Origin of the sequence: Xanthomonas sp. NCPPB 2586 (genome assembly GCF_041475775.2) — a bacterium.
GTDB lineage: Bacteria > Pseudomonadota > Gammaproteobacteria > Xanthomonadales > Xanthomonadaceae > Xanthomonas > Xanthomonas campestris.
The window spans coordinates 4,694,976-4,717,999 of sequence record NZ_CM192981.1; the positions used below are offsets into that span (position 1 = coordinate 4,694,976).

Consider the following 23,024-nt stretch of genomic DNA (forward strand, 5'->3'; position numbering starts at 1 on the left):
GCGCGATCACGCCGCCGGGCCGTGGCACAGGGTGGTGAGCGCCGCCGCGTCGGTCACGGCCGCCGCATCGCGTGCCGCACCGGCCAGCAAGGTGCGTTGCACATCGCCCTTGACCGGCACACTTTCGATGCAGCGCAGCTCATCGCCACGCCCGTACAGGCGCAACTCGCGCACCTGCTTGGCCACGGCCGCATCCTTGGGCTGCAACTGCAGCTGCCAGGCCTGCGGCCGGCCCTGCCCGCTGACGCGGTACTGCTGTTCCAGCAAGGCGCGATCGCCGGACAGCAGCGCACCGAAGCCGGACTTCAAGCCGGCCAGTTCGGGGACGCGGCTCAAGGAAAAACGACGCGGCGATTTGCCTTCGCGTTCCAGCACGCCTTCGTCGCCGCGCAAGGTGGTCGTCTCGCGATACGGCGCGCTGACCTCGCGCACCAGGGTTTGCGCATCCGGGCGGCGGTAATGGCCCTGCACGCGCAGCGGCGACTTCAGCAGCGCCGAGCCACGCAACTCCACGAACTCGGTGCTGACCGGGGCCGGGCGTGCCAGGCGTTGCAGCACCTGGCCTACATCCAGCGCCTCAGGCGGTGCGGCGCATAGCGGTGCGGCGCTGAACAGCAGTATCAGCATCCACGGCAGGGTGCGGCGCATCGGCATGATGGGTGTTCCAGAAATCGTAGAAGTTGAACCAGTTGTACGGCGCGTAGCGTGTGTAATGTTCCAGCCTGGCGGCGTAATCGCGCATGAGCACGGCCAGCACCGGCGCACGCTGGCGACGCGGCACGTCCAACCCTTCGCTGAAGGTCTCGAAGGCCAGCTCGTAATGGTTGCCGCCGCGGTACAGGCCGAAGGCCAGCACCACCGGCACCTTGAGCGCAGCGGCAATCAGCCACGGCGAGGTCGGGAACATCGCATTACGGCCGAGGAACATCGCCGGCAACGCCGGGTCGCCCTCGCGCGGGCGATCGATCAGCAGCGCCACCAGCGCGCCGGCGTCGGTGGCTTCCTTGATCGCCATGACGATCGAGGTCGCATCCATCCCGGCATCGATGATGTTGGCGGCCAGCTGCGGATTGAGCGCGCCCAGCAGATCGGTCATGGCGCGGTTATGCGCCTTGTCCAGCACCACCTTGACCTGCACGTCCGGGCGTTCGGTGGCCAGCACGCGCAACGCATCGAAACTGCCCAGGTGCGAGCCGAAGATCAGCACGCCACGGCCGCGGTCCATCTGCGTGTGCAGTTGATCCAGCCCGGTGATATCGACCTGGAAGCGCTGCATCTGGCCGCACAGCATGTACACGCGGTCCAGGATGGTGGAGGCAAAGGTATGAATATGGCGCGCCACATCGCGCACCGTGGCCGGCCGGCCGAGCACACGCGCCAGGTAGGCGCGCGAGGCGGTGCGCTCAGGCCCGCGCACCAGCAGGAAGTACAGCGTGATCGGATACAGCAGCGCGCGCCCGACCGAACGCCCGGAGTGCCGGGCAATGCCACGGATCAGCCACAGCGCGAACCGGCCGCCGCCCTCGGGGCGTTGTTTCCAGTGATTGCTCATGCCGCCGCCTCCGCCACCAGCTCGCCACTGACCAGCAACTGGCCGTCGCGCTGCACGCGGAAGCGCCAGCGCGGGCCATCGCCTTCCAGCGTCACCGAGGCCGTCTGGCCAGGCAACAACGGTTGCACGAACTTCACCTGCGGCAAGCGTGCCGGCGCACGCGCACCGTGCACCGCTTCCACGGCCTGCAGCACGTGGTCGAGCACCACCACGCCAGGCACCACCGGGCGGCCGGGAAAATGCCCAGGCAGGGAGGGATGATCATGCGGTACGACGAAATCCATAAGCGTGGAACTCAGATCCTGGGTTGAAGCATTGCAGCCACCATACGGTGTGCCTGCTCGGTCAATTGTTGGCGGTCCGGCGCGTCCGGCCCGGTCACCGGGATGGGCGCGCCGATGCGCACGCGGATCACGCCGGGCCTGACCCGGAACAGCCCGTCCACCGGCAACACCTTGCCGCATCCATCCACGGCCACCGGCACCACCTGCACACCAGCATCGATAGCGGCCTGCAGTAGCCCGGCCTTGAATGGCAATAGTGCGCCTGTGCGGCTGCGCGTGCCTTCGGGAAACAGACACAACTGTTGACCATTGCGCAGCAAGGCGGCTGCCTGCCGGCGCACCATCGCACCGGCGCGACGGCTGTCGCGGTCCAGGAACAGCATGCCGGTGGCGCGCGCATACCAGTTCACGAACGGCACCTTGAGCATTTCTTCCTTGAGCAGAAAGCGCAGCGGCACCGGCAAGGCGTAGAACAACGCGCAGATGTCGATGATCGACTGGTGGTTGCTGACGAACAGATAGTTCTTGGACCAGTCCACGCGCTCGCGGCCTTCCACGATCACCTTGGCACCGGCGCCGCGAAACAGCACCGGCGCCCACATCCAGGCGCCCATGCGCAGCAGCCGGTCCGCATCGCGCGTGATCGCCAGCAGCACCAACGCATACACGATCCCGCCAGCGGTAAACGCCAGCGTGAAAGCGAATTGCAGGAGGTTGAACACAGCCCACGCCAAGCGCGACGGCATCCTTGCCAACGGCATTTTTGTCTTGTCCCCGAAAATGTGCACGTACGTCGGTGCCCCTGGCTACACCGTCAGCGTAGCAAATCGCGCCAGAATTCCGGCCCGAGCTGCGCCATCTGGCGCAAGAAGTCGGGCAGATTACGATAGGGGCGCTGCGGAAACCAGCGGCCGCGCAACAGATATTCGCCAACGAAGAACCCGCCGACCACGCCATAGGCCAGCAGATTGGCGAACAACGAGGCGCGCGCGTCGCTGATCGGCAGCGGTGAGGCGTAGCCCAGCTGCGCCAGCACGCCACTGGGTTCGGCGCACAGCCCCAGCACCAGATTGACCAGGGTCAGCAGCGACAACAGCACCGCCCAGCCCAGCGTGAGCCGGCGCGTGTAGGTGTATTGCGCAGGGGTGATCGGCATGCCCGCCTGGCGGTACAGCCCTTCCACGATGCGGGTGATCAGCGGCGTGCGCCCGCGGCGCAGGCTGCGGCCGAAGAACCAGGCGATCCAGCCGGTGAACACCACCGGCGGCGCGGCCAGCAGCAACATGGCGTAGGGCGAGTGCCACAGCGCGCCCAGCCCCACCAGGATCAGCGCCGCCAGCGCCCACGCCCACACACGGCGGCTGGCCAGCGGCTCGATCAACACCATGGCCAGCAGCAGGCCGCCAGCGATGACGGCCAGGTCCGAGCGATGCGTGGCGTTGGCCCAGTGCGCCAGCGGCGAATACGCCACGGCCAGCAGCACGCCCAGCCCCAACACCCACGGCGCCGCCTGCGCAGGCGGCGTGGCCGGAACCTCAGGTGGTTTTGTTGGCTTCGACATGCGCCGACAATGCGCGCAGCGACGCGAAGATGCGACGGTTCTCGTCGTTGTCCGAACGCAGCTGGAAGCCGTAGCGCTTGCTGATCGCCAGCGCCAGTTCCAGCGCGTCGATCGAATCCAGCCCCAGGCCGGTATTGAACAGCGGCGCCTCCGAATCGATGTCGGCGGGCTGGACGTCTTCCAGGTTCAGGCTTTCGACCAGGAGTTCGGCCAGTTCACGTTCGGCAGCGGTTTGCGAGGACATCCAGGGAGCTTCCAGGCTGAGGGGTGCGGGTAACGATTGCGGTGATCGGCGCCAGGGCATAACTGCCCCGGGCCGCCGGGCAGGCTATCATGACTCAATGACGCTCGCCCGCTGCAGGTTCGTTCCAGGATGACTTCCACTGTTGTTCGCCCCACCCCGTCCGCCATGCCGGCAGCCGGGCAGGCTCCCGGGCCGGAGTGTCCGGATGTACTGATCATCGGCGGTGGCCCCGCCGGTTGCGCTGCAGCCATCGTGCTCGCGCAGCAGGGCTGGGCCGTGACCCTGCTGGAAAAAGAGCAGCACCCGCGCTTCCACATTGGCGAGTCGTTGCTGCCGATGAACATCCCGATCCTCGAACGCCTGGGCGCGCTCGAGCAGGTGCGCGCGATTGGCGTGCTCAAGCGTGGCGCCGACTTTCCCAATGATGCCGGCGGCTACAACACCTTCCGCTTTTCGCATGCGCTCGATGCCAAGGCCGACTACGCCTTCCAGGTGCCGCGTGCGCAGTTCGACCAGGTGCTGTTCGCGCGGGCGCGCGAAGTTGGCGTGGATGCGCGCGAACAGGTCAAGGTGGAGAGCGTGGCGTTCGATGGCGAGCAGCCGGTGCTGCAGGCACGCGGCGTGGACGGCGTGCAGCAGTTCCGCCCGCGTTATCTGCTCGACGCCAGCGGCCGCGACACGTTTATGGGCAATCGCCTCAAGCTCAAGCGCGCCAATGCGAAGCACCAGTCGGCAGCGGTGTTCAGCCATTTCCGTGGCGTAACCCGGCGCCCGGGCGAGGATGCCGGCAACATCAGCATCTACCGCCATGCGCACGGCTGGATGTGGCTGATTCCGCTCCCGGACGATGTGATGAGCGTGGGCGCGGTCTGCTACCCCGACTACATGAAGACGCGCAAGGGCGACAGCGAAGGCTTTTTGCTGCGCACGCTGGCGTTGAATCCGGAAGTGGCCGCGCGCATGGCCGATGCCGAGCGCGTGGCGCCGGTGCACGCCACCGGCAACTACGCCTACGAATGCACGCGCATGAGTGGCCCGCGCTGGCTGCTGCTCGGCGATGCCTACACGTTTGTCGACCCGATGTTCTCCTCCGGCGTGTTCCTGGCCATGCACAGCGCCGAACGCGGCGCGGCCATGGTGGATGCGGTGCTGCGCGCGCCGCAGCGCGAAGCCAGCCTGCAGCGCGCGTTGTCGCGCGAGCTGGCGCGCGGCCTGAGCGAGTTCAAGTGGTTCATCTACCGCTTCACCTCGCCCACCATGCGCGCACTGTTCGCGCAGCCGCAGAACGTGTGGCAGGTGGAACAGGCGGTGGTGGCGATGCTTGCCGGCGACGTGTTCGACAGCCCCAAGGTGCGCCGCCGCCTGCGCGTGTTCCGCGCCATCTATTCCGTCACCGCGCTGTCGATGCTGCCGCGCGCCTGGCATGCCTGGCGGCATCGCCGGCGCCAGGCCCGGCTCGGCTTCGACGGTGACACCTTGCACAGAGACGCTCCATGACCGCGCCAACGCTCCAGCCCAACCAGACCGTGCGGCATCCGCGCCTGCAGGTCGACTATGTCGCGCAGACCGATCCCTCCACGCTGCTGCAGGATGCGCAGGTGCTGGCGGTGTTCGGTTTCGGCGATGCCGCGCCGCGGCTGGACGACCCACGCTATTTGCGCGTGCCACTGCAGCCGTACGCGGCCGATGTGCTGGAAGTCTGGCGCACCGACGCACCGGTGCGCAGCGGCCGCGACGGCAACATTGCCTGGTCCAGCGACGGCCGCCTGCAGTTCGGCGTGATCGAGATCGACGAGCAGGAGGTCGAGATCGAAGAAGCCGCCGCCAAGGCGTATGCGGAGATCACCGCGTTCGTCTCCGGCAGCCAGACCCCGCGCCTGTTGCGCATCTGGAATTACCTGGATGCGATCACGCTGGGCAGCGGCGACCGCGAACGCTATCGGCAGTTCTGCGTGGGCCGTGCGCGCGGCCTGGGCGCCTTCGATGTTGCGCAGTTGCCCGCCGCCACTGCCGTGGGCCGCTGCGATGCCGAGCGCATCATCCAGATCTACTGGCTGGCCGCGGCGGATGCCGGCACGCCGCTGGAAAATCCACGCCAGGTCAGCGCTTACAACTACCCGCGCCAGTACGGCCCGCAGCCGCCAAGTTTTGCCCGCGCGATGCTGCCACCGGCCGGCGGCGACATGCCGCTGCTGCTCTCGGGCACCGCTGCAGTGGTTGGCCACGCCTCCATGCACACCGGGCAGCTGCTCGCGCAGCTGGAAGAAACCTTCGCCAATTTCGACGCCCTGCTCGGCGCCGCACGCCAGCACGCACCCGGCCTACCGGCGCAGTTCGGCGCCGGCACCCGCCTGAAGGTCTACGTGCGCGAACGCGAGGATCTACCCAAGGTGGCCCAGGCCCTGGACACACGCTTCGGCGACGCGGTCCCGCGCCTGCTGCTGCACGCGGTGATCTGCCGCGACGAGCTGGCAGTGGAAATCGACGGCGTGCACGGCTGAGTCACGGCGCGCACTGGCTGATGCACGTGGTGGCCCGCGGCGGCACGCGCAAACACCTCAGCTACTGAGCAACCCCAACACCAGATCGCGCGGCAGCTTGCCGGTTTCGTTGCGTGGCAGGGCGGCGAGCTTGCGCAGGCGGCGCGGGAGGAATACCGGGTCGAAGCTGCCGCGCAAGGCGGTGAGGATCTGTGCCTCGTCCAGGCTCGGGGCCACCACCAGCGCGGCGATGCGGCCCACCGATTGGCCGTGTTCCGGCGCGAGTTGCACGATGGTGCCGTCGACCACGCCCGGCACGGCGAGCAGGCGGCGGGTGAGATCTGCGAGCGAGGCGCGTTTGCCGGCGATTTCCAGCAGATCGGCCTGGCGGCCACGCACCTGGAAACGGCCATCGGCGGCCACGTCCATCATGTCGGCCAGCAGCACCGGGCTGGCCAGATGCGGCGCGTGCACCAAGGTGCCGGCGGCCTGCGATTCCAGACGCACGCCGGGCAGCGGCGTCCAGGCAGCCTCCACGGCGGTACGCCGCACCGCAAACACGCAGGTTTCGGTGGAGCCGAACATCTCGCGCACTTCCCCGCCAAAGCGCGCTTCGGCGGCGGCCGCCACCTCCTGCGCCAGCGGTGCGGTGGCCGAGACGATGCCTACCAGCGGCGGCAGGTGCACGCCCGATTCGACCAGCGCGCGCAGATGCACCGGCGTGGTCACCAGCACGCGCGGCTCGGGAATCTCCGCAAGCGCACGTGCCACATCGTCGGGGAAGAACGGCCGGCCGGCATGTACCGCCAGTGCGGTCACCATCGGTAGCAGCACCGACAACTCCATGCCGTACATGTGTTGTGGCGGCACGGTGGCCACCACGTGCGGCACCGCGTCGGTGTGTGCCCACAGGCTCTGCAACGCCACCAGATCCTGCCGCGTGCTGGTCAGGAAACTGCCCCAGGTCTTGGGATTGGGTTGCGGCGCGCCGGTGCTGCCGGAGGTGAAGCCGATCGCCACCAAGACATCGTCGGCCAGCATCGGGACCGGGCCTCCCAGCCGCGGCAAGTCCGCCGGTAATTGCCAATAGCGCGGGGGCGCCAGTTCCAGCGCCAGATCGCCCAGGCAGTACGCATCGGCGTGGCGCGCCTGCACTTCGCCCACCACCGCCGGCGCGCGCGAAGACGGCAGCAGCGACACCTGCCCACGCACCGCGCAGGCATAAAACGCCACCATGAAGCGATAGCGGTCCTCGCACAGGTTCACCGCGTGGCGGCCGTCGGGCAGCAACTGCGCCAGGCCATGCACGTGTGCGATGAAGGTGGCCAGGTCCACCGCCTGCCCATCGCGCCACGCCAACGGCCGGCCGGGTTCGCCAACGGCCAACGGATGGGACAGCGGAGTGGACGGACTGGGCATGGGCACCGGTGATCGCAAAAGCGCGCTAGCTTGGCGGCCCCCTGCGCTGCTGGCAAGTCGGGGCATTCCTGGCATTGGCTGATAGTCGGCGCTCATGACGGCGCGTGTTCGCGGCAATGTCGCAACTTCGCTGCTGTGTGCAGGGCGGCGTGGCGCCGGAATGCGCACGTGGGAAGCGTGGAGCGCCTGGCACACGCGCTGATAGGCGCCGCATAAATATGCACGCATCGCCGACGCCTAAGTTGTGCAGCGATCGCGCGCTCGTCGCCGGATGAGCGTCCATGCAAGCGCTCTGCCGCTGGCCCACCGAAACACGCTGCGATCGTGAAACGCGGTTGATCGCCACAATTCCCAGCACAGGCGCTTGCACAATCGCGGCCGCCTCGCACGACAATGCAGTCCGCAGCGCAGCTCTAGTCCAGCCGGCTTCAATCACCGCAATCACCACCGATGGCACGCGCGCAGACGCCATCACGCATGACCTGTGGCCCAGCCCCGTGCGGAAACGAACTGCTAGGCTTGCCCGCTCTTCTTGCGTTTCGATCCCGCCCGATGCCCAGACTGTTGCCGTTGTCCCTCCTGTTGCTGGCCGCCACTGCGCAGGCGCAGTCCACCGCACCGCTCACCATCGAACAGGTGATGGCCGACCCGGACTGGATCGGGCCGTCGGTCGAGCAGGCCTGGTGGCAATGGGACGGCAAGCAGGTGCAGTACCAGCTCAAGCGCGAAGGCAGCCCGGTGCGCGATACCTATCGCCAGCCCGCAGCGGGCGGCACCGCCGCCGAGCGTGTGGCCGACACCGCGCGTGCGGGGCTGGATGCCGCCAACCCGAGCTACGACGCCGGCCGGCAACGCATGCTGTTTGCGCGCAACGGTGACATCTTCCTGCGCGATCTGCGCTCCGGGGCGCTGACCCAGCTGACCCGCAGCAACGAGGTCGAATCGCGCCCGCAATTTGCCAGCGATGGCGGTGCGATCTGGCGCGCGGGCAACAACTGGTACCACTGGCGTGCCGATGGCGGTACCGCGCAGGTGGCAGTGGTGAAGGCCGAGCGCGATCCCAACGCCGCGCCCAAGGCCGATGTGCTGCGCGAGCAGCAACTGGCCACCCTGGCCACCTTGCGCCGCGACCGCGAGCAACGCGAGGCGTTGCGCACCCAGGACGATGCCTGGCGCCGCGCCGACAGCACACGCGCACCGGCACCGGTGTATCTGGGCGATGAGGTGGAAATCGTCGACAGCGCGCTGTCGCCGGATGGACGCCATCTGCTGGTGGTCACCCAGGCCAAGAGCGCCGACGAGGGCCAGGACGGCAAGATGCCCAAGTACGTCACCGAATCCGGCTATGAGGAATTCCAGGAAGTCCGCACCCGCGTTGGCCGCAACGCCCCGGTGGCGCATGCGCTGTGGCTGGTGGACGTGGCTGCCGGCAGTGCCAGAGCGCTGTCGTTCGACCCGTTGCCCGGCATCGCCACCGACCCGCTGGCCGCGCTGCGCAAGGCGGCCAAGAAAGATCCGCTCAAGGGCAACCGTGCCGTGCGCGTGGAAAGCGACGGCGATGGCAGCGGCCCGGCCGTGCACTGGAGCGATGACGGCCGCAACGTGGCGGTGGAAATCCGCGCCGTGGACAACAAGGACCGCTGGATCGCCAGCGTGGATCTGGACGATGCCAAGCTGCAGCCGCGCCATCGCCTGAGCGACAGCGCCTGGATCAACTGGGGCTTCAACGAATTCGGCTGGCTGCCGGACAACCGCACGCTGTGGCTGCTGTCGGAAGAATCCGGCTATTCGCAGCTGTACACGGTGGAAGGCAATGGCAAGCCACGCCAGCGCACCCGCGGCACATTCGAAGTATCCGCACCGGTGCCCAGCGCCGATGGCAGCGGGATGTTCTTCCTGTGCAACCGGAAATGGCCGGGCGATTACGAGGTGTGCAAGCTGGATCTGCGCACCGATCAGCTCAGCGAAGTCACCGCGCTCGACGGCGTGGAAGATTTCAGCCTGTCGCCGAACGGCCAGCAGGTGCTGGTGCGTTATTCCGGCAGCTACCTGCCCCCGCAGTTGGCGGTGGTGCCGGCCGCTGGCGGCCAGGCCACGGTGCTCACCGACACGCGCACCGCTGCCTTCAAGGCGCAGCCGTGGATCGCGCCGCAATACGTGCAGGTGCCTTCAACGCACGGCGCCGGAACGGTGTGGGGCAAGTACTACGGCCCGCAGCATCCCGAGCCCGGCAAGCAGTACCCGATCGTGATGTTCGTGCACGGCGCCGGCTACCTGCAGAACGTGTCGGCGCGCTACACGCCGTATTTCCGCGAGCAAATGTTCCATAACCTGCTGGTGCAGCAGGGCTACATCGTGCTGGATCTGGACTACCGCGCCTCCGAAGGTTACGGCCGCGACTGGCGCACTGCGATCTATCGCAACATGGGCCATCCGGAACTGGAAGACTATCTGGACGGCCTGCAGTGGCTGGTCGACACCAAGCAGGGCGATCGCGCGCGTGCGGGCATCTACGGCGGCTCCTACGGCGGTTTCATGACCTACATGGCGCTGTTCCGCAGCCCGGGCACGTTCAAGGCCGGCGCCGCGCTGCGGCCGGTCGGCGACTGGATGCAGTACAACCACGAGTACACCTCCAACATCCTCAACACGCCCGACCTCGACCCGCAGGCCTACAAGACCTCCTCGCCGATCAACTATGCCGAGGGCTTGCGCGACCATCTGTTGATTGCGCACGGCATGATCGACGACAACGTGTTCTTCAAGGACTCGGTCGACATGACCCAGAAGCTGGTCGAGCTGCACAAGGACAACTGGCAGGTGGCGCCGTATCCGCTGGAGCGCCACGGCTTCACGCGGGCCGATTCGTGGCTGGATGAGTACAAGCGCATCCTCAAGCTGTTCAACGAACAGGTGAAGCCGTAACGGCAGCGGTCTTGCCAGGGCGATGCGTCATGTATCGCCATGGCGTGGAGGTAATGCCGGCATTGCGTTCGCCGCTCTCCACGCTGGTGCGGTTACACAGTGCGAGCGCCAGCGCGTTTGATTCGCAGATAACCGCGTGCGTGGGGGCATCAGCGTGCTTGCCAGAGTGTCCGAGTGACGCGACCGCATGTAGGAGCGCACCTGGGCGTGATGGGACTTCGGTAAAGCCCCATCGCGCCCGGTGCGCTCCTGCGACGGATGCTGCGCTGAGAGGCATCCGCGAGATCGGTCACCCGTGCGTTGGGTTCGCGGGAAATCGCATATGTGGGGGTCTCTTCTCATCGACGTGCTTGTGCAGAGTCCGAGCGACACGAATCACCCGTAGCAGCGCACCGAGCGCGACGGGACTTCCCGGTAATGCCCTATCGCGCCCCGGTACGCTCCTACGATGAGATGCTGCGGCTAAGAGGAACACGCCAGATCGGCTGCCAGCGCTGCGTCGACCGATGATCGGAGCAGCGTATGCAGACCACGCGTGCGCGCACGGCAGTGACGCTGTAACGCACTCACCCCACCCTACGTGTCACGCCTTAAGCTTGGTGCAGGATCGGCAGCAGGCGTGCGTGTATGCGCCCCGTGCGCCGGTCCGCTGCCTGACCGGTGCGCCACCGGCCGTGCGGCGGCGCCATCCACTCCTCAATCGGCGCGTAGAAGGAATCGCGATGGGCCTGTGGGACCGTTTGTTTGGACGCAAGACCCCGGCGACACCGCCGCCCGCTGCAGCGCAAGCCGCGCCTGCCGCGGATGCAGATCCCGCTGCCGACATCGATCCACAGCTGCAGCCCGCGCTGGCGCTGTTCCAGCAGGGCGATCACGTCGGTGCCTACAACGCCGCAGTGGCGCATCTGGACGTCGGTGCCGATGCGCACCGCCTGTGCGCGATCTCGCTGAGCGCCCTGGGTCGGTACCACGAAGCGTTTCCGCATTGGCTGGCGTTGTTCGAGGTGGAGCAGAGCGCGCACAACGCGCTGCAACTGGCCACCACCTCGGTGATGTGCAACGAGATCGACCGCGGCGAAGCCTGGCTGATGAAGTTCGACCAGTTGAACGAGCAGGAACGCGCCACCTCGCCGGCCACCGCACGTACCAATTTCCTCAGCGCGCTGACCCAGGCCGGCCACGGCGAGCATGCATTGCCGCACCTGGAATGGCTGCGCGAAGCGTATGCCGGCATGTCGATCACCGATGGGCATTTCCTGTTCGTCCGCGGGCTACCGTTCTTCGAAACGTTTCTGGAGCGCAGCACACCACTGTTGCGCGTCTGCCTGCCCGCCGATGCGCTGGCCGACTGGTATCTGCAGATGCAGCCGGCGCTGGATGCACCGGGCCAGGCGGCAGTGGCCGCGCACGTCGCCTCACTGCAATGAACCGCACGCCGGCACCGGCAACGCGCGGCGGGTTCGTCACGCCAATGGCGTGGGTGTCGCTGCTGCTGGGCGTGGCCAGCGCGCTGACCAACCTGCTGCAGATCCTGCTGATCGTGCTGGTGCCCGGCTCCACCGCGCTGCCATTGCCCCCGGGAATGCGCATGCCCGCTTCCTGGCAATGGCTGATCGACCATGCGATGAGCTTGTCGGTGCTGGGCATGGTGCTGTCGGTGGCCTTCGCCTGGATGAGCTGGGCCTTGCTGCAGCGGCGCGAGTGGGCGCGGATCGGCTTCGTGCTGGTGCTGGTGGTCACCGGATTGCTTAATTTCGCTGGCTTGGCCCTGATAGGGCCGCTGTTCGATGGCCTGCAGTCGATGCTGCCGGCCGACATCCTGCACAGCCCGGAGTGGCCGCAGATGCAGGCGCGCCTGCAGACCACGCGACTGATGGCGCTGCTGCTGACCGGCATCGGTGCGCTGGTGATCGCGCTGTTTCAGTGCGCCCTGGCGTGGCGGCTGTGCGCGCCTGCGGTGCGCGCGGAGTTTGCGGCCTCGCCACGGGGCTGATCGTTCGCCTGGAATCACGGCTGGGAGCGGTTGTCTTCAATCGAAGAGACCTCGCGTGCGTGGCGCCCGCACTGCCTGCGGGGCACGGCGCCGATCCAGCCTGGAAAACGCCTTCGCGACCGCCCTGCCGCCCCAAGCCCCTGCACGCAGTGATGGCTCTGCACCTCCACGGTGGATCGGCGTGGTGGCGACAACCTGGCGGCCCTGCACGCGAACGACCAGACGACCCACCGCGTCGCACGCGACACCTTGGCGCGGGTGCGAAATGCACGCAGCGCGGTGCACCGCTTAGAATCGAGGCATGAACGAATTCGACCGTGTACGTGACTATCTGACCGATCTGCAGGACCGCATCTGCGCCGCCGTGGAAGCCATCGATGGCAAGGCGCGGTTTGCCGAGGACCTGTGGCAGCGCGCGGAAGGCGGCGGTGGGCGCACCCGCATCCTGCGCGACGGTGCGGTGTTTGAGCAGGCCGGCATCGGCTTCTCCGACGTGTCCGGCGCGCGGCTGCCGCCCTCGGCCAGCGCGCATCGGCCCGAGCTGGCCGGCGCCACCTGGCGCGCCTGCGGGGTGTCGCTGGTGTTCCACCCGCACAATCCGCACATCCCGACCACACACGCCAACGTGCGCTACTTCCGCGCCGAGCGCGATGGCGAGATGGTGGCGGCCTGGTTCGGCGGCGGCTTCGACCTGACCCCGTTCTACCCGGTCGACGAAGACGTCATGCACTGGCACCGCACCGCACAGGCGCTATGCGCGCCGTTTGGCGAGGAGCGTTACGCCGCGCACAAGCGCTGGTGCGACGAGTACTTCTTCCTGCGCCACCGCAACGAGACCCGCGGCGTGGGCGGGCTGTTCTTCGACGACCTGGGCCAGGACTTCGAACGCGACTTTGCCTACCAGCGCGCGGTCGGGGACGGCTTCCTGGACGCCTATCTGCCGATCGTCGAACGCCGCAAGGACACGCCCTATGGCGAAGCTGAGCGCGCCTTTCAGCTGTACCGGCGTGGCCGCTACGTGGAGTTCAACCTGGTCTACGACCGCGGCACCCTGTTCGGTCTGCAGAGCGGTGGCCGCGCCGAGAGCATCCTGATGAGCCTGCCGCCGCAGGTGCGCTGGGAATATGGATTCCAGCCGCAACCGGGAAGCGCCGAGGCACGCTTGGCCGATTATTTGATTCCGCGTGATTGGCTCGGCTGATTTCCAAACGCGTCACCGATGAAACACAGTGTTGATTCACGGATTAAATCGGCCCTATTTAAATTTGTGATTGCAGACGAAACCAGTCGCCCCGTCGTTCGATGAACTGGTTATGTTGCGCTGCACGCAGTGACGCGTGCATTGTGGGTCTCAGCACGCTCAGTAAAAGCGCCGAAGCGACGCCATTCGCCACCGCCGCTGCGCTGTAGGCGCTGAGCCCGATTCACCGCTGTACCGCTGCGGCATACATGGCCTGCGTGAGAAATCGCAGGCAATAAAAAGCCCCGCAGACCAGGGGGAGGTCGGCGGGGCCAGGGAACGGAAACTTGGGGAGGAGTTTCCGCTCCGAGATCTGCTCCAGGGGATGGGAGAGATCTGCCGACAGGCATTGCGCCCGTCGAGGGATATAACACCATTTTCTACATTGATGGATCGTGAAGATCACCGTTAAGAATTTGTAGAATTTAGCGGTTATTCAGTGCTGCGGCGCGGTGCGAGTTTCTGAATATTCTGATCTGCGTATTCAGCATACGAGGCATGCGCTGTACCATCAATGCGCCTCGTCCCAGTTATCGCCCACGCCAGAATCGACCACCAGCGGCACGCGCAGGCTGGCAGCTGCGGACATGCGTGCGGTGACCTCGGCCAGCAGGGTGTCGACGAAGTCGGCGTCGGCCTCGAACACCAGTTCGTCGTGCACCTGCAGGATCATCAGGGCGCGCTGCGCGTGATCGGCAATCCAGCCATCCACGCTGACCATGGCGCGCTTGATGATGTCGGCGGCGGTGCCCTGCATCGGCGCGTTGATGGCCGCGCGCTCGGCGCCGGCGCGTTGGCCCTGGCTGCCGGCGTTGATGAAGTCCAGGTACAGCCGGCGGCCGAACACGGTTTCCACGTAGCCCTTGTCGCGGGCCTGCTGCCGGGTGGTTTCCATGAAGTCACGCACGCCCGGGTAACGGCTGAAGTACAGCGCGATGTAGTCCTGCGCCTCGCCGCGGCCGATGCCGAGCTGGCGGGCCAAGCCGAACGCGCTCATGCCGTACATCAGGCCGAAGTTGATCGCCTTGGCGGCGCGGCGCTCATCCCCGCTGACCGTATCGATGGTGCGGCCGAACACTTCGGCGGCGGTGGCACGGTGCACGTCGGCGCCGGATTCGAATGCGCCGACCAGGCCGGGGTCGCCGGACAGGTGGGCCATGATGCGCAGCTCGATCTGCGAGTAGTCGCAGGCGATCAGCTTGCGTCCGGCCGGGGCGACAAAGGCGCGGCGGATGCGGCGGCCGTCTTCGGTGCGGATCGGGATGTTCTGCAGGTTGGGGTCGGACGAAGACAACCGCCCGGTGGCCGCGCCGGCCTGGTGGTAGCTGGTGTGCACGCGCCCGGACTGCGGGTGGATCATCTCCGGCAGCTTGTCGGTGTAGGTGCTGCGCAGTTTGGCCAGGCTGCGGTAGTCCAGGATCACCCGCGGCAGCTCGTGCTGGTCGGCGATGGCTTCCAGGGCTTCTTCGTTGGTCGAGGGCTGGCCCTTGGGCGTCTTGACCACGGCGGGCAGCTTGAGCTCGTCGAACAGCAGCGCCTGCAGCTGTTTGGGCGAGTCCAGGTTGAAGGTGCGCCCGGCCAGTTCGGTGGCCTTCTGCTGGGCGGCGAGCATGCGCTTGGACAGGTCCGCGCTCTGGCGGCGCAGTTCGGCCGCGTCCACGCACACGCCGTTGGCCTCGATGCGCTCCAGCACGCCCACCAGCGGCATTTCGATGTCGCGGTAGACACTCTCCAGCGCCGGCTCGGCGGCCAGGCGCTTGCCCAGCACCTGGTGCAGCCGCAGGGTGATGTCGGCGTCTTCGGCGGCGTAGCGGGTGGCGTCTTCCAGACTGACCTGGGCGAACTTGATCTGCTTGGCGCCCTTGCCGCAGATGTCTTCGTACTTGACGGTGTCGTAGCCCAGGTAACGTTTCGCCAGGCTGTCCATATCGTGGCGGGCACTGCCGGAGTTGAGCACGAAGCTCTCCAGCAGGGTGTCGTCGGCGTAGCCGGCCAGGGCGATGCCGTGGCGGCGCATCACGTGCAGGTCGTACTTGCCGTGCTGGCCGAGCTTGCGCACCGCCGGGTCGGTCAGCAGCGGCGCCAGCTGCGCCAGCGCCTGCGTGCGGTCGAGCTGGGCCGGTGCGCCGGGGAAATCGTGGCCGAACGGCAGGTAGGCGGCCTGGCCGGGCTCGGCGGCGACGCTGAGGCCGATCAGATTGGCCTGCAGCGCGTCCAGGCTGTCGGTTTCGGTATCGAAGGCGAACTGCCCGGCCGCGCGCAGCCGCGCGATCCAGCTGTCGAGCTGCGCCTGGGTGAGGATGGTCTCGTACTGGCCGGGCGCCGACAGGGCCGGGTCCAGCTCCACCGGAGCGGCAGCCGGCGCCGACACGAAGCCGGTGCCGCGTGCGCGGCCAGGCTCGGTGCGCGCCACCGCCATCGGTGCGGTCAGCCCGCCGGCCTCGGCGGCGGCGCCGCCGAGTTCGCGCAGCGCCTGGGTGAAGCCGTAGCGCGCGTACAGCACCGCCAGCGCTTCGGCGTTGGGTTCGCGCAGGTCCAGCGCGCGCGGACCGCTGGCCAGCACCACGTCGGTCTTGATGGTGACCAGCTCGCGATTGAGCGGCAGCCGCGGCAAGGCGGCGCGCAGGTTCTCGCCGATCTTGCCCTTGATCTTGTCGGCATTGGCGATCACGCCGTCGAGCGAGTCGTATTCGGCCAGCCATTTGGCGGCGGTCTTGGGGCCGCACTTTTCCACGCCGGGCACGTTGTCGACGGTGTCGCCCATCAGCGCCAGCAGGTCGACGATCTGGTTCGGGCGCACGCCGAATTTGGCGATCACCGCCTCGTCCGAATCCATGCGGCTGCCGCTCATGGTGTTGACCAGTTCCACGCCCGGGCGCACCAGCTGCGCGAAGTCCTTGTCGCCGGTGGAGATGGTGACGGCCAGGCCGTCGCTGGCGCCTTGCAGCGCGAGCGTGCCGATCACGTCATCCGCTTCCACGCCGTCGATGCGCAGGATGTCGATGCCCAGCGCATGCACGATGTCGCACATCGGCTGCACCTGCGCACGCAGGTCGTCGGGCATCGACGGGCGGTTGGCCTTGTAGTCGGCATACAAGTCATCACGAAATGTCTTGCCGGGCGCATCCACCACGAACGCCACATAGGCCGGGCGTTCCTTCAAGGTGGCACGCAGCATGTTGACCACGCCGAACAACGCACCGGTGGGCTCGCCCTGGGCATTGGTCAGCGGCGGAAGCGCGTGGAACGCGCGATACAGGTAACTGGACCCGTCGATCAGGACTAATCTGCTCATGCCGTAATTCTACGCTGCACGCCCACGCCACACCCGGCCAGCGCATACTCGGCGACGACCTCACACGGACCATCACGATGAAGAGAGCAAGTCTTTTGCTGTTGCCGCTGCTGCTGCTCGGCGGCTGCGCCACCACCGGTGGCGGCGGCGATGTGCCGGCCAACGCGGATGTCACCAGCAAGACCATGGGCAACGGCGACAAGGTTGACGAATACCGCGTCAACGGGCAGCTGGAAATGGTGCGCGTGACCCCCGCACGTGGCGCGCCGTACTTCCTCTACGACCGTGACCATGACGGCCATACCGACGCCGAGCGTGACAAGGTCAACAAGACGTATTGGCAGTTGTATAGCTGGTGATTGGGGAGCGGTGATTGGGAATTCGGGATTGGGGATTCGCTAGGCGAAGAGCTTAGCGATTGCATCGTCCGGCGCTTGTTTGGTGCGTCCTGAAGGCGTCAAACGGTTCAGCAGCTGCGGGCCAATCTGGCCCGCAGATTTCGGGCGACGAAGCACTGAAGCAGGCGTGCTGGGCGAGCGGATCCGGCAATCCTGCAGTGGCGGCGAGCGGCGGGTAACGCCACTGCTGTGCCCTGCGGCAGCTGATAGTGGTGAGCATATTGCTCAGCTGTTCTCCAGCGGGCCGGTGACGCGTTGCAGTTCATCGATCCCGCCTGGCGCCAGTTCCTTCATCAGCGCCAGGACGTCGCAGCCAACCAGCCGCTGCGCGCGCCGCAGCAACATCGGCACCGGGCTGGACGGCTCGTTGCGCGCGTAATAGGCGCAGATCTCCTCCAGCCGCCGCATGACATCGTCCGGGCCGGCGATTCCCCAGTGCGACGCGCCGGGCTGCCCGCAGCGGTGGCAGTGCCATCGCCTGAATGCTCGGTGGCGTCGGCGGCCTCTCCCGGGCTGCCCTGGCGCGCCTGCCAGTGCGGCAGCACGAAGCGCTCCAGATCGCGCAGGTCGGCCAGCAGCGGACGCAGGTCCGGCGCGGCGGTGCCGAGCTGTTCGGTGAGCAAGGCATCGATCGCCCGTGCGGTGGCGGCGGCGTCGGTAATCGCCTTGGCCGAGGCCGCCAGCGTGTCGAGCGGGCAATCCAGGCAGCAGGCTTCGATCTCGGCCAGCTTGAGGCTGCCGTTGGCGGCGCGCAGGTCGCGCAGGCTGAAGCGGCCCAGCCGCGGCGACTGCACGAAGGCGTTGGTGCGCAATGCGCCGAGCAGGCCCATCGGGTCGCTCAGGCCCACTAGCGCGTTGACCCGCGCGGTGGGGTCGTTGTCGTCGTCGGCATCCAGTTGCGGGTGCACGCTGTCCCAGTGCTGGCCGAGCAGGCCGTGGATCAGCGCCAGGGCGTCTGCCCAGCCAGGCAGCCCGCGCAGCCGCAGCCAGGCGGCGCCGAGCTTGCTGGCGATACGCACGTCGCGGCTGCGCCTTGGGCGCTCCTACAATGATCCGCATGCATCACGCTGCGCGTGCCGGTGAGCGCGCTGCTGCCGAGCTACCTCAGACGAATGACCAACTGCACACACCTGCGTAGGAGCGCGCTTGCGCGCGATGAGCCTTCCCGGTAATGCCCATCGCGCCCAAGGGCGCTCCTACGGTGATCCGCACGCATCACGCTGCGCATGCTGCTGAGCGCGGCTGTTGCCGAGTTACCTCAGGCGAATAACGAGCTGCACGCCCTGCGTAGGAGCGCGCTTGTGCGCGATGAGGCCTTCCCGGTAATGCCCATCGCGCCCAAGGGCGCTCCTACAAACGTTCTGCACGACTAGCCTGGACCCGATTGGTCATCGCGCTCGCATCAACGCATCAACCCCAATCTCAACGAATCACCAGTACCGGAATCGTGCTGTGTGTCAGCACTTCCACCGTCTGGCTGCCGAGCAATACGCGGCTCATGCCGCGGCGGCCGTGCGAGGTCATCACGATCAGGTCGCTCTTGCACTCCTCGGCGGTCTGCACAATGCCCTCGGCCGCAAAACGGTCCAGCACATGCCGCGCGGTCGCCTTGAGGTTCGCAGCGATCGCCAACTCCACAGCCGGGCGCAGGATCTTTTCCGCAGCCGCCTCGCGCTCCTTGCGATAGTCCGGGCTGGCTTCGTACCCCACGCTCCAACCCATGGCGTCGTACATGCCCATCGCCCACGGCTCGGAGACGGTGACGATATCGACCTTGGCGCCAGTGGCCTTGGCCAGTTCCAGACCCTGAAACAACCCGCGGTGGGAAAGCTCGGACGCATCGATGGCGATCAGGATACGTTTGTACATGGTGGCCCCCTGGAATGCCGGCACATCCACCGGCGGAAATCAGCGTGACAGCGCGGCGCAACTATCGCCTTGAGACAGATCAGTGCAGCGAGAAGCGCAGTCAGTCGGTCGGGGTCGCCTGTGGATCGGTGCGCGGCATGAGGACACGCGCAGGATTCCCCACTACAGTGGCGCCTGCCGGCACATCGCGGGTGACCACCGCACCGGCCCCGATCAACGCATCGTCGCCAATGCGCACGCCCGGCAGAATGATCGCGCCGCCGCCGATCCACACATTACGTCCCACATGAATCGGGCGGCCAAACTCCAGCCCGCTGGCACGATCGGTCGCATCGCGCGGATGGTCGGCCGCGTAGAACTGCACCGCCGGGCCGATCTGCGTGCCATCGCCGATGCTGACCTCGCACACATCCAGAATCACGCAATTGAAGTTGAGAAAAACCCCCGCACCCAAACGGATGTTGTAGCCATAGTCGCAATGGAACGGCGGGCGAATCACTGCACCCGCGCCCACCTCGGCCAGACGTTCGACCAGCAAGGCATGGCGCTGCGCAGCGGGCTGTTGCGCAGCGGCGTTGTAACGCGCCATCCACGCGGCGGCGGCAGCCTGATCGGCCTGCAGTTCGTCATCGGCCGCGTTGTACAGCTCGCCTGCGAGCATCTTCTTTTTTTCGGTGCACATCGGGCTGTGTGCCTTCATAAAGTCGGTTCGACCGCAGCTTGTCATGAAAGCTGTGGCGAATGCATCGAGCAGCGCACCACCGCGTTTGGCTGTCTGGATCTTCTGACCTGACTCGTTGCCTGTGCCGTATAGAACCAGTGAGAGATCACTGGCTCGGCCCTAGTAGCGCCAAGGAAGGTGGCGAGCAATTGCCAGGCGGCTGTTAAGGGCGCGCAGAAGCCGCAATATTCGCATCGTCAGATGCAGATGCGTTGTGACGCGGCGGCGGCATAAGTAATACTCGCTCCGACAGTGCCGTTCCACGCTGTGCGCTCTCAAGGATGACCCCATGAAAAACGTTTTTACGTTTGCCTGGCCGCGCTGCTTGCGATCTGCTGCAGCGCACCCGCTTACGCCACCTCAAGCCTTTCCTTCGAAGGCGGCGGCTACGCAATGACATTTGAAGTCGGCAACGACGGCCGCCCTGTTATCGCCAGCATCCATTTCTACGCGCCGGGCGACTGCAAGGGCGTCCCATTGCAGAACGACTTCGAGGTAAAAACCTTCGATACCAAACGCAGAGTATTGCGGTTGATTTACCCGGGTGGCGGCCAGGGAGTGCCACCATTTGCACTAGTTGTGCTCGCGGACAAGTCGACGCTCACCATAGGAGGTAAGCGAATCAACTCCACCTTCAGCTGGGAAATGTCGGCGTACGGCACCAAAGTCGATGCAATGCCATCTCCCATAAGGCTGGTCGTCAAGCGATGAAGCAATCTCGGCGGGCTTGGTGAGCTCCGACATCAGCCAGCCTTTCCGCCCTACCGATAAGCGCCAGCTTGCCCTGATAGCTTCACCCGGGCGACAGGATTGGCGCTGGTAAGGGCTCGCCTACACCACCGTCAGATTCGCGTACGCCATCACCAGCCACTTGGCGCCCACTTCATCGAATTGCACCTGCACGCGTGCATGCGCGCCGGCGCCTTCGTAGTCGACAACCACGCCGCCACCGAACTTGGGGTGTTCGACATTGGCGCCGAGCTTGATCGGCGCGGCGTCGACCACGGCGTGTACCGGGCCGCCGCGTGCGGCGCCCAGCGAGGCAGTGCGCGAGACCTGCACCTTGGGCCGCACTTCATGCAGCAGGTCGCGCGGGATCTCGCGCAGAAAGCGCGACGGCACGTTGTAGTTGTCCTGGCCGTGGATGCGCCGCGATTCGGCGTAGCACAGCACCAGTTTCTGGCGCGCGCGGGTGATACCCACGTAGGCCAGGCGGCGTTCTTCTTCGAGCCGGCCGCTTTCTTCCAGCGAGCGTGCGCTGGGGAACAGGCCATCTTCCAGCCCGACCAGGAACACGATCGGAAATTCCAGGCCCTTGGCCGAGTGCAACGTCATCAGCTGCACGCCTTCTTCGCCGGCCTGCGCCTGGCCTTCGCCGGCTTCCAGCGAGGCGTAGGCGAGGAAGGCCACCAGTTCGGTCATGCCCTGGCTGTCTTCATCGTCCGGGCGGGTGAAGCGCGAGGCCACCGAGACCAGTTCGTCCAGGTTCTCGGTGCGCGATTCCGAATCCAGCCCGCCGCGGCTTTCCTTGGCCCAATGCTCGCGCAGGCCCGAGCGCATCAGCACATGGTCGATGCGCTCGGCCAGGTCCATCTCGCCGGTTTCGGCCTGCAGCTGGCCGACCAGGCTCAGGAACGTAGCCAGTGCATTGCGTGCACGCGCCGCAAGAGTATTTTCCTGCGTGCACAGCATCGCCGCTTCCCACAGCGACAGCGCATTGGCGCGCGCCAGCCGGCGCACTTCATCCAGGGTGCGATCGCCAATGCCACGCGTGGGCGTGTTGACCGCGCGCTCGAACGCGGCATCGTCGCTGCGGTTGGTGAGCATGCGCAGGTACGCCAGCGCGTCCTTGATTTCGGCGCGTTCGAAAAAGCGCATGCCACCGTACACGCGGTACGGCAGTTGTTCGGCAATCAGCGCTTCTTCCAGCGCGCGCGATTGGGCATTGCTGCGATAGAGCACTGCCACTTCGCCGTAACTGCCGCCATCACGCACCCACTGGCGCGCGCGCTCGACTACATAGCGGGCCTCGTCGACTTCGTTATAGGCCGCGTACAGATCGATCGGGTCGCCATCGCCGGAATCGGTCCACAACTGTTTGCCGATGCGGTCCGGGTTATGCGCGATCACCGCATTGGCCGCGCCCAGGATATTCGCGCTGGAGCGGTAGTTCTGCTCCAGCCGCACGGTCTGCGCACCGGGGAAGTCCTTGAGGAAGCGCTGCACGTTCTCGACCTTGGCACCGCGCCAGCCGTAGATGGCCTGGTCGTCGTCGCCCACCACGAACACGTGGCCGCTCTCGCCGGCCAGCACGCGCACAAAGGCGTACTGGATGGCGTTGGTGTCCTGGAACTCGTCGACCAGAATTTCGCGAAAGCGCGCGCGGTAGTGCGCCAGCAAGGCCGGGGTGTCGCGCAGCAATTCGTGTGCGCGCAGCAGCAGCTCGGCGAAATCCAGCAGGCCGGAGCGGTCGCAGCGTTCCTGGTAGGCGGCGTACACCTGCCGGCGCACCTCGGTCCAGTCGTCGTTGGGCTCGGGCTGGATGTGTTGCGGGCGGCGGCCTTCGTCCTTCTGCTCGTTGATCCACCAGCCCATCTGCTTGGGCGGATACTTGGTCTCGTCCAGCTCCAGCGACTGCACCACGCGCTTGACCAGCCGTAGCTGGTCATCGCTGTCCATAACCTGGAAGCCTTCCGGCAGCCGCGCGTCCTGCCAGTGCAGGCGCAGCAGGCGATGGGCCAGCCCATGGAAGGTGCCGATCCACATCCCGCGGCTGCCGTTGCGCAGTTGCAGGTCGGTGCGGTGGCGCATTTCGCCGGCGGCCTTGTTGGTGAAGGTCACCGCGAAGATGCCGTGGTTGGGCACGCCCTGGACTTCATTGAGCCAGGCAATGCGATGGATCAGCACGCGCGTCTTGCCGGAGCCGGCGCCGGCCAGCACAAGGTAATGCCCCGGCGGCGCGGAAACGGCCTCGCGCTGGGCGGGGTTCAGGTGATCGAGCAAATGAGAGACATCCACCCGGGCATTTTACCGGTTGTGGCGT

Annotated in this window: 18 protein-coding genes and 2 pseudogenes; 8 read left to right on the plus strand and 12 right to left on the minus strand. The window is 66.7% G+C overall.

Translation table 11 applies throughout. From position 1 onward, the window contains the following. Positions 1-6: 6 nt before the first annotated feature. From ACCQ09_RS20700 to xanC, 6 genes are read right to left on the minus strand one after another with little or no spacing between them, the layout of a single operon-like run. Entirely contained in the window at positions 7-654 is a 648-nt protein-coding gene (locus ACCQ09_RS20700) for a LolA-related protein (RefSeq protein WP_011039078.1), read from the minus strand. Beyond that, complete coding sequence (locus tag ACCQ09_RS20705; protein ID WP_228428320.1) at positions 578-1,552, minus strand: lysophospholipid acyltransferase family protein; 975 nt, start codon at positions 1,550-1,552, stop codon at positions 578-580. Before ACCQ09_RS20705 ends, ACCQ09_RS20700 begins: the two co-directional genes overlap by 77 nt. Beyond that, positions 1,549-1,836, minus strand: a complete 288-nt coding sequence (locus ACCQ09_RS20710; RefSeq protein WP_011039080.1) for an ApeI family dehydratase — start codon at positions 1,834-1,836, stop codon at positions 1,549-1,551. The genes ACCQ09_RS20705 and ACCQ09_RS20710 overlap by 4 nt, the downstream gene beginning before the upstream one ends. Before the next feature lie 11 nt (positions 1,837-1,847). Continuing rightward, positions 1,848-2,597 (minus strand): lysophospholipid acyltransferase family protein, encoded by a 750-nt coding sequence (locus tag ACCQ09_RS20715; protein ID WP_011039081.1) that lies wholly within the window; start codon positions 2,595-2,597, stop codon positions 1,848-1,850. Between the two features lie 53 nt (positions 2,598-2,650). Then, positions 2,651-3,334 (minus strand): ketosynthase, encoded by a 684-nt coding sequence (locus tag ACCQ09_RS20720; protein ID WP_014506152.1) that lies wholly within the window; start codon positions 3,332-3,334, stop codon positions 2,651-2,653. A 37-nt stretch (positions 3,335-3,371) separates the two neighbouring features. Then, positions 3,372-3,641 (minus strand): xanthomonadin biosynthesis acyl carrier protein XanC, encoded by a 270-nt coding sequence (gene xanC, locus ACCQ09_RS20725; RefSeq protein WP_014506151.1) that lies wholly within the window; start codon positions 3,639-3,641, stop codon positions 3,372-3,374. Between the two features lie 165 nt (positions 3,642-3,806). Between xanC and ACCQ09_RS20730 the strand changes: the two genes are divergently transcribed. Continuing rightward, a complete protein-coding gene (locus ACCQ09_RS20730; protein WP_016944515.1) occupies positions 3,807-5,138 on the plus strand; it encodes an NAD(P)/FAD-dependent oxidoreductase in 1,332 nt (443 codons plus the stop codon). Continuing rightward, a complete protein-coding gene (locus ACCQ09_RS20735) occupies positions 5,135-6,142 on the plus strand; it encodes a chorismate transformation FkbO/Hyg5 family protein (RefSeq protein WP_012439560.1) in 1,008 nt (335 codons plus the stop codon). The genes ACCQ09_RS20730 and ACCQ09_RS20735 overlap by 4 nt, the downstream gene beginning before the upstream one ends. Before the next feature lie 57 nt (positions 6,143-6,199). Here the strand turns inward: ACCQ09_RS20735 and xanA2 are convergent, their stop codons facing one another. Then, complete coding sequence (gene xanA2, locus ACCQ09_RS20740; protein WP_016944516.1) at positions 6,200-7,540, minus strand: xanthomonadin biosynthesis 3-hydroxybenozate--AMP ligase XanA2; 1,341 nt, start codon at positions 7,538-7,540, stop codon at positions 6,200-6,202. A gap of 552 nt (positions 7,541-8,092) precedes the next feature. Between xanA2 and ACCQ09_RS20745 the strand changes: the two genes are divergently transcribed. From ACCQ09_RS20745 to hemF, 4 genes are all read left to right on the plus strand, one after another. Continuing rightward, on the plus strand, positions 8,093-10,465 hold the full coding sequence (locus ACCQ09_RS20745; RefSeq protein ID WP_040942053.1) for a S9 family peptidase: 2,373 nt from the start codon (positions 8,093-8,095) through the stop codon (positions 10,463-10,465). Positions 10,466-11,187: 722 nt separating this feature from the next. Further along, on the plus strand, positions 11,188-11,892 hold the full coding sequence (locus tag ACCQ09_RS20750; RefSeq protein WP_011039088.1) for a hypothetical protein: 705 nt from the start codon (positions 11,188-11,190) through the stop codon (positions 11,890-11,892). Beyond that, positions 11,889-12,458, plus strand: a complete 570-nt coding sequence (locus ACCQ09_RS20755) for a hypothetical protein (RefSeq protein ID WP_228428321.1) — start codon at positions 11,889-11,891, stop codon at positions 12,456-12,458. The genes ACCQ09_RS20750 and ACCQ09_RS20755 overlap by 4 nt, the downstream gene beginning before the upstream one ends. Before the next feature lie 301 nt (positions 12,459-12,759). Further along, positions 12,760-13,659: an oxygen-dependent coproporphyrinogen oxidase gene (gene hemF, locus ACCQ09_RS20760; RefSeq protein ID WP_011039090.1), complete on the plus strand. Its 900-nt coding sequence runs from the start codon at positions 12,760-12,762 to the stop codon at positions 13,657-13,659. Positions 13,660-14,209: 550 nt separating this feature from the next. Here the strand turns inward: hemF and polA are convergent. Continuing rightward, positions 14,210-16,993: a DNA polymerase I gene (gene polA, locus ACCQ09_RS20765; RefSeq protein WP_011039091.1), complete on the minus strand. Its 2,784-nt coding sequence runs from the start codon at positions 16,991-16,993 to the stop codon at positions 14,210-14,212. A 77-nt stretch (positions 16,994-17,070) separates the two neighbouring features. Between polA and ACCQ09_RS20770 the strand changes: the two genes are divergently transcribed. Further along, positions 17,071-17,352 (plus strand): DUF2782 domain-containing protein, encoded by a 282-nt coding sequence (locus tag ACCQ09_RS20770; RefSeq protein WP_011039092.1) that lies wholly within the window; start codon positions 17,071-17,073, stop codon positions 17,350-17,352. Positions 17,353-17,616: 264 nt separating this feature from the next. Here the strand turns inward: ACCQ09_RS20770 and tssA are convergent. From tssA to ACCQ09_RS20785, 3 genes and pseudogenes are all read right to left on the minus strand, one after another. Next, positions 17,617-18,425, minus strand: a pseudogene (tssA, locus tag ACCQ09_RS20775) (type VI secretion system protein TssA); the annotation flags it as partial. 388 nt (positions 18,426-18,813) lie between these two features. Continuing rightward, positions 18,814-19,260: a universal stress protein gene (locus tag ACCQ09_RS20780; protein WP_011039095.1), complete on the minus strand. Its 447-nt coding sequence runs from the start codon at positions 19,258-19,260 to the stop codon at positions 18,814-18,816. 100 nt (positions 19,261-19,360) lie between these two features. Further along, positions 19,361-19,942: a sugar O-acetyltransferase gene (locus ACCQ09_RS20785; protein ID WP_040942408.1), complete on the minus strand. Its 582-nt coding sequence runs from the start codon at positions 19,940-19,942 to the stop codon at positions 19,361-19,363. Between the two features lie 432 nt (positions 19,943-20,374). Here ACCQ09_RS20785 and ACCQ09_RS20790 point away from each other — a divergent pair. Then, positions 20,375-20,629, plus strand: a pseudogene (locus ACCQ09_RS20790) (hypothetical protein); the annotation flags it as partial. Positions 20,630-20,812: 183 nt separating this feature from the next. Here the strand turns inward: ACCQ09_RS20790 and uvrD are convergent. Next, positions 20,813-22,999, minus strand: coding sequence for a DNA helicase II (uvrD, locus tag ACCQ09_RS20795; RefSeq protein ID WP_011039097.1), 2,187 nt, complete (start codon positions 22,997-22,999; stop codon positions 20,813-20,815). Positions 23,000-23,024 lie beyond the last annotated feature (25 nt).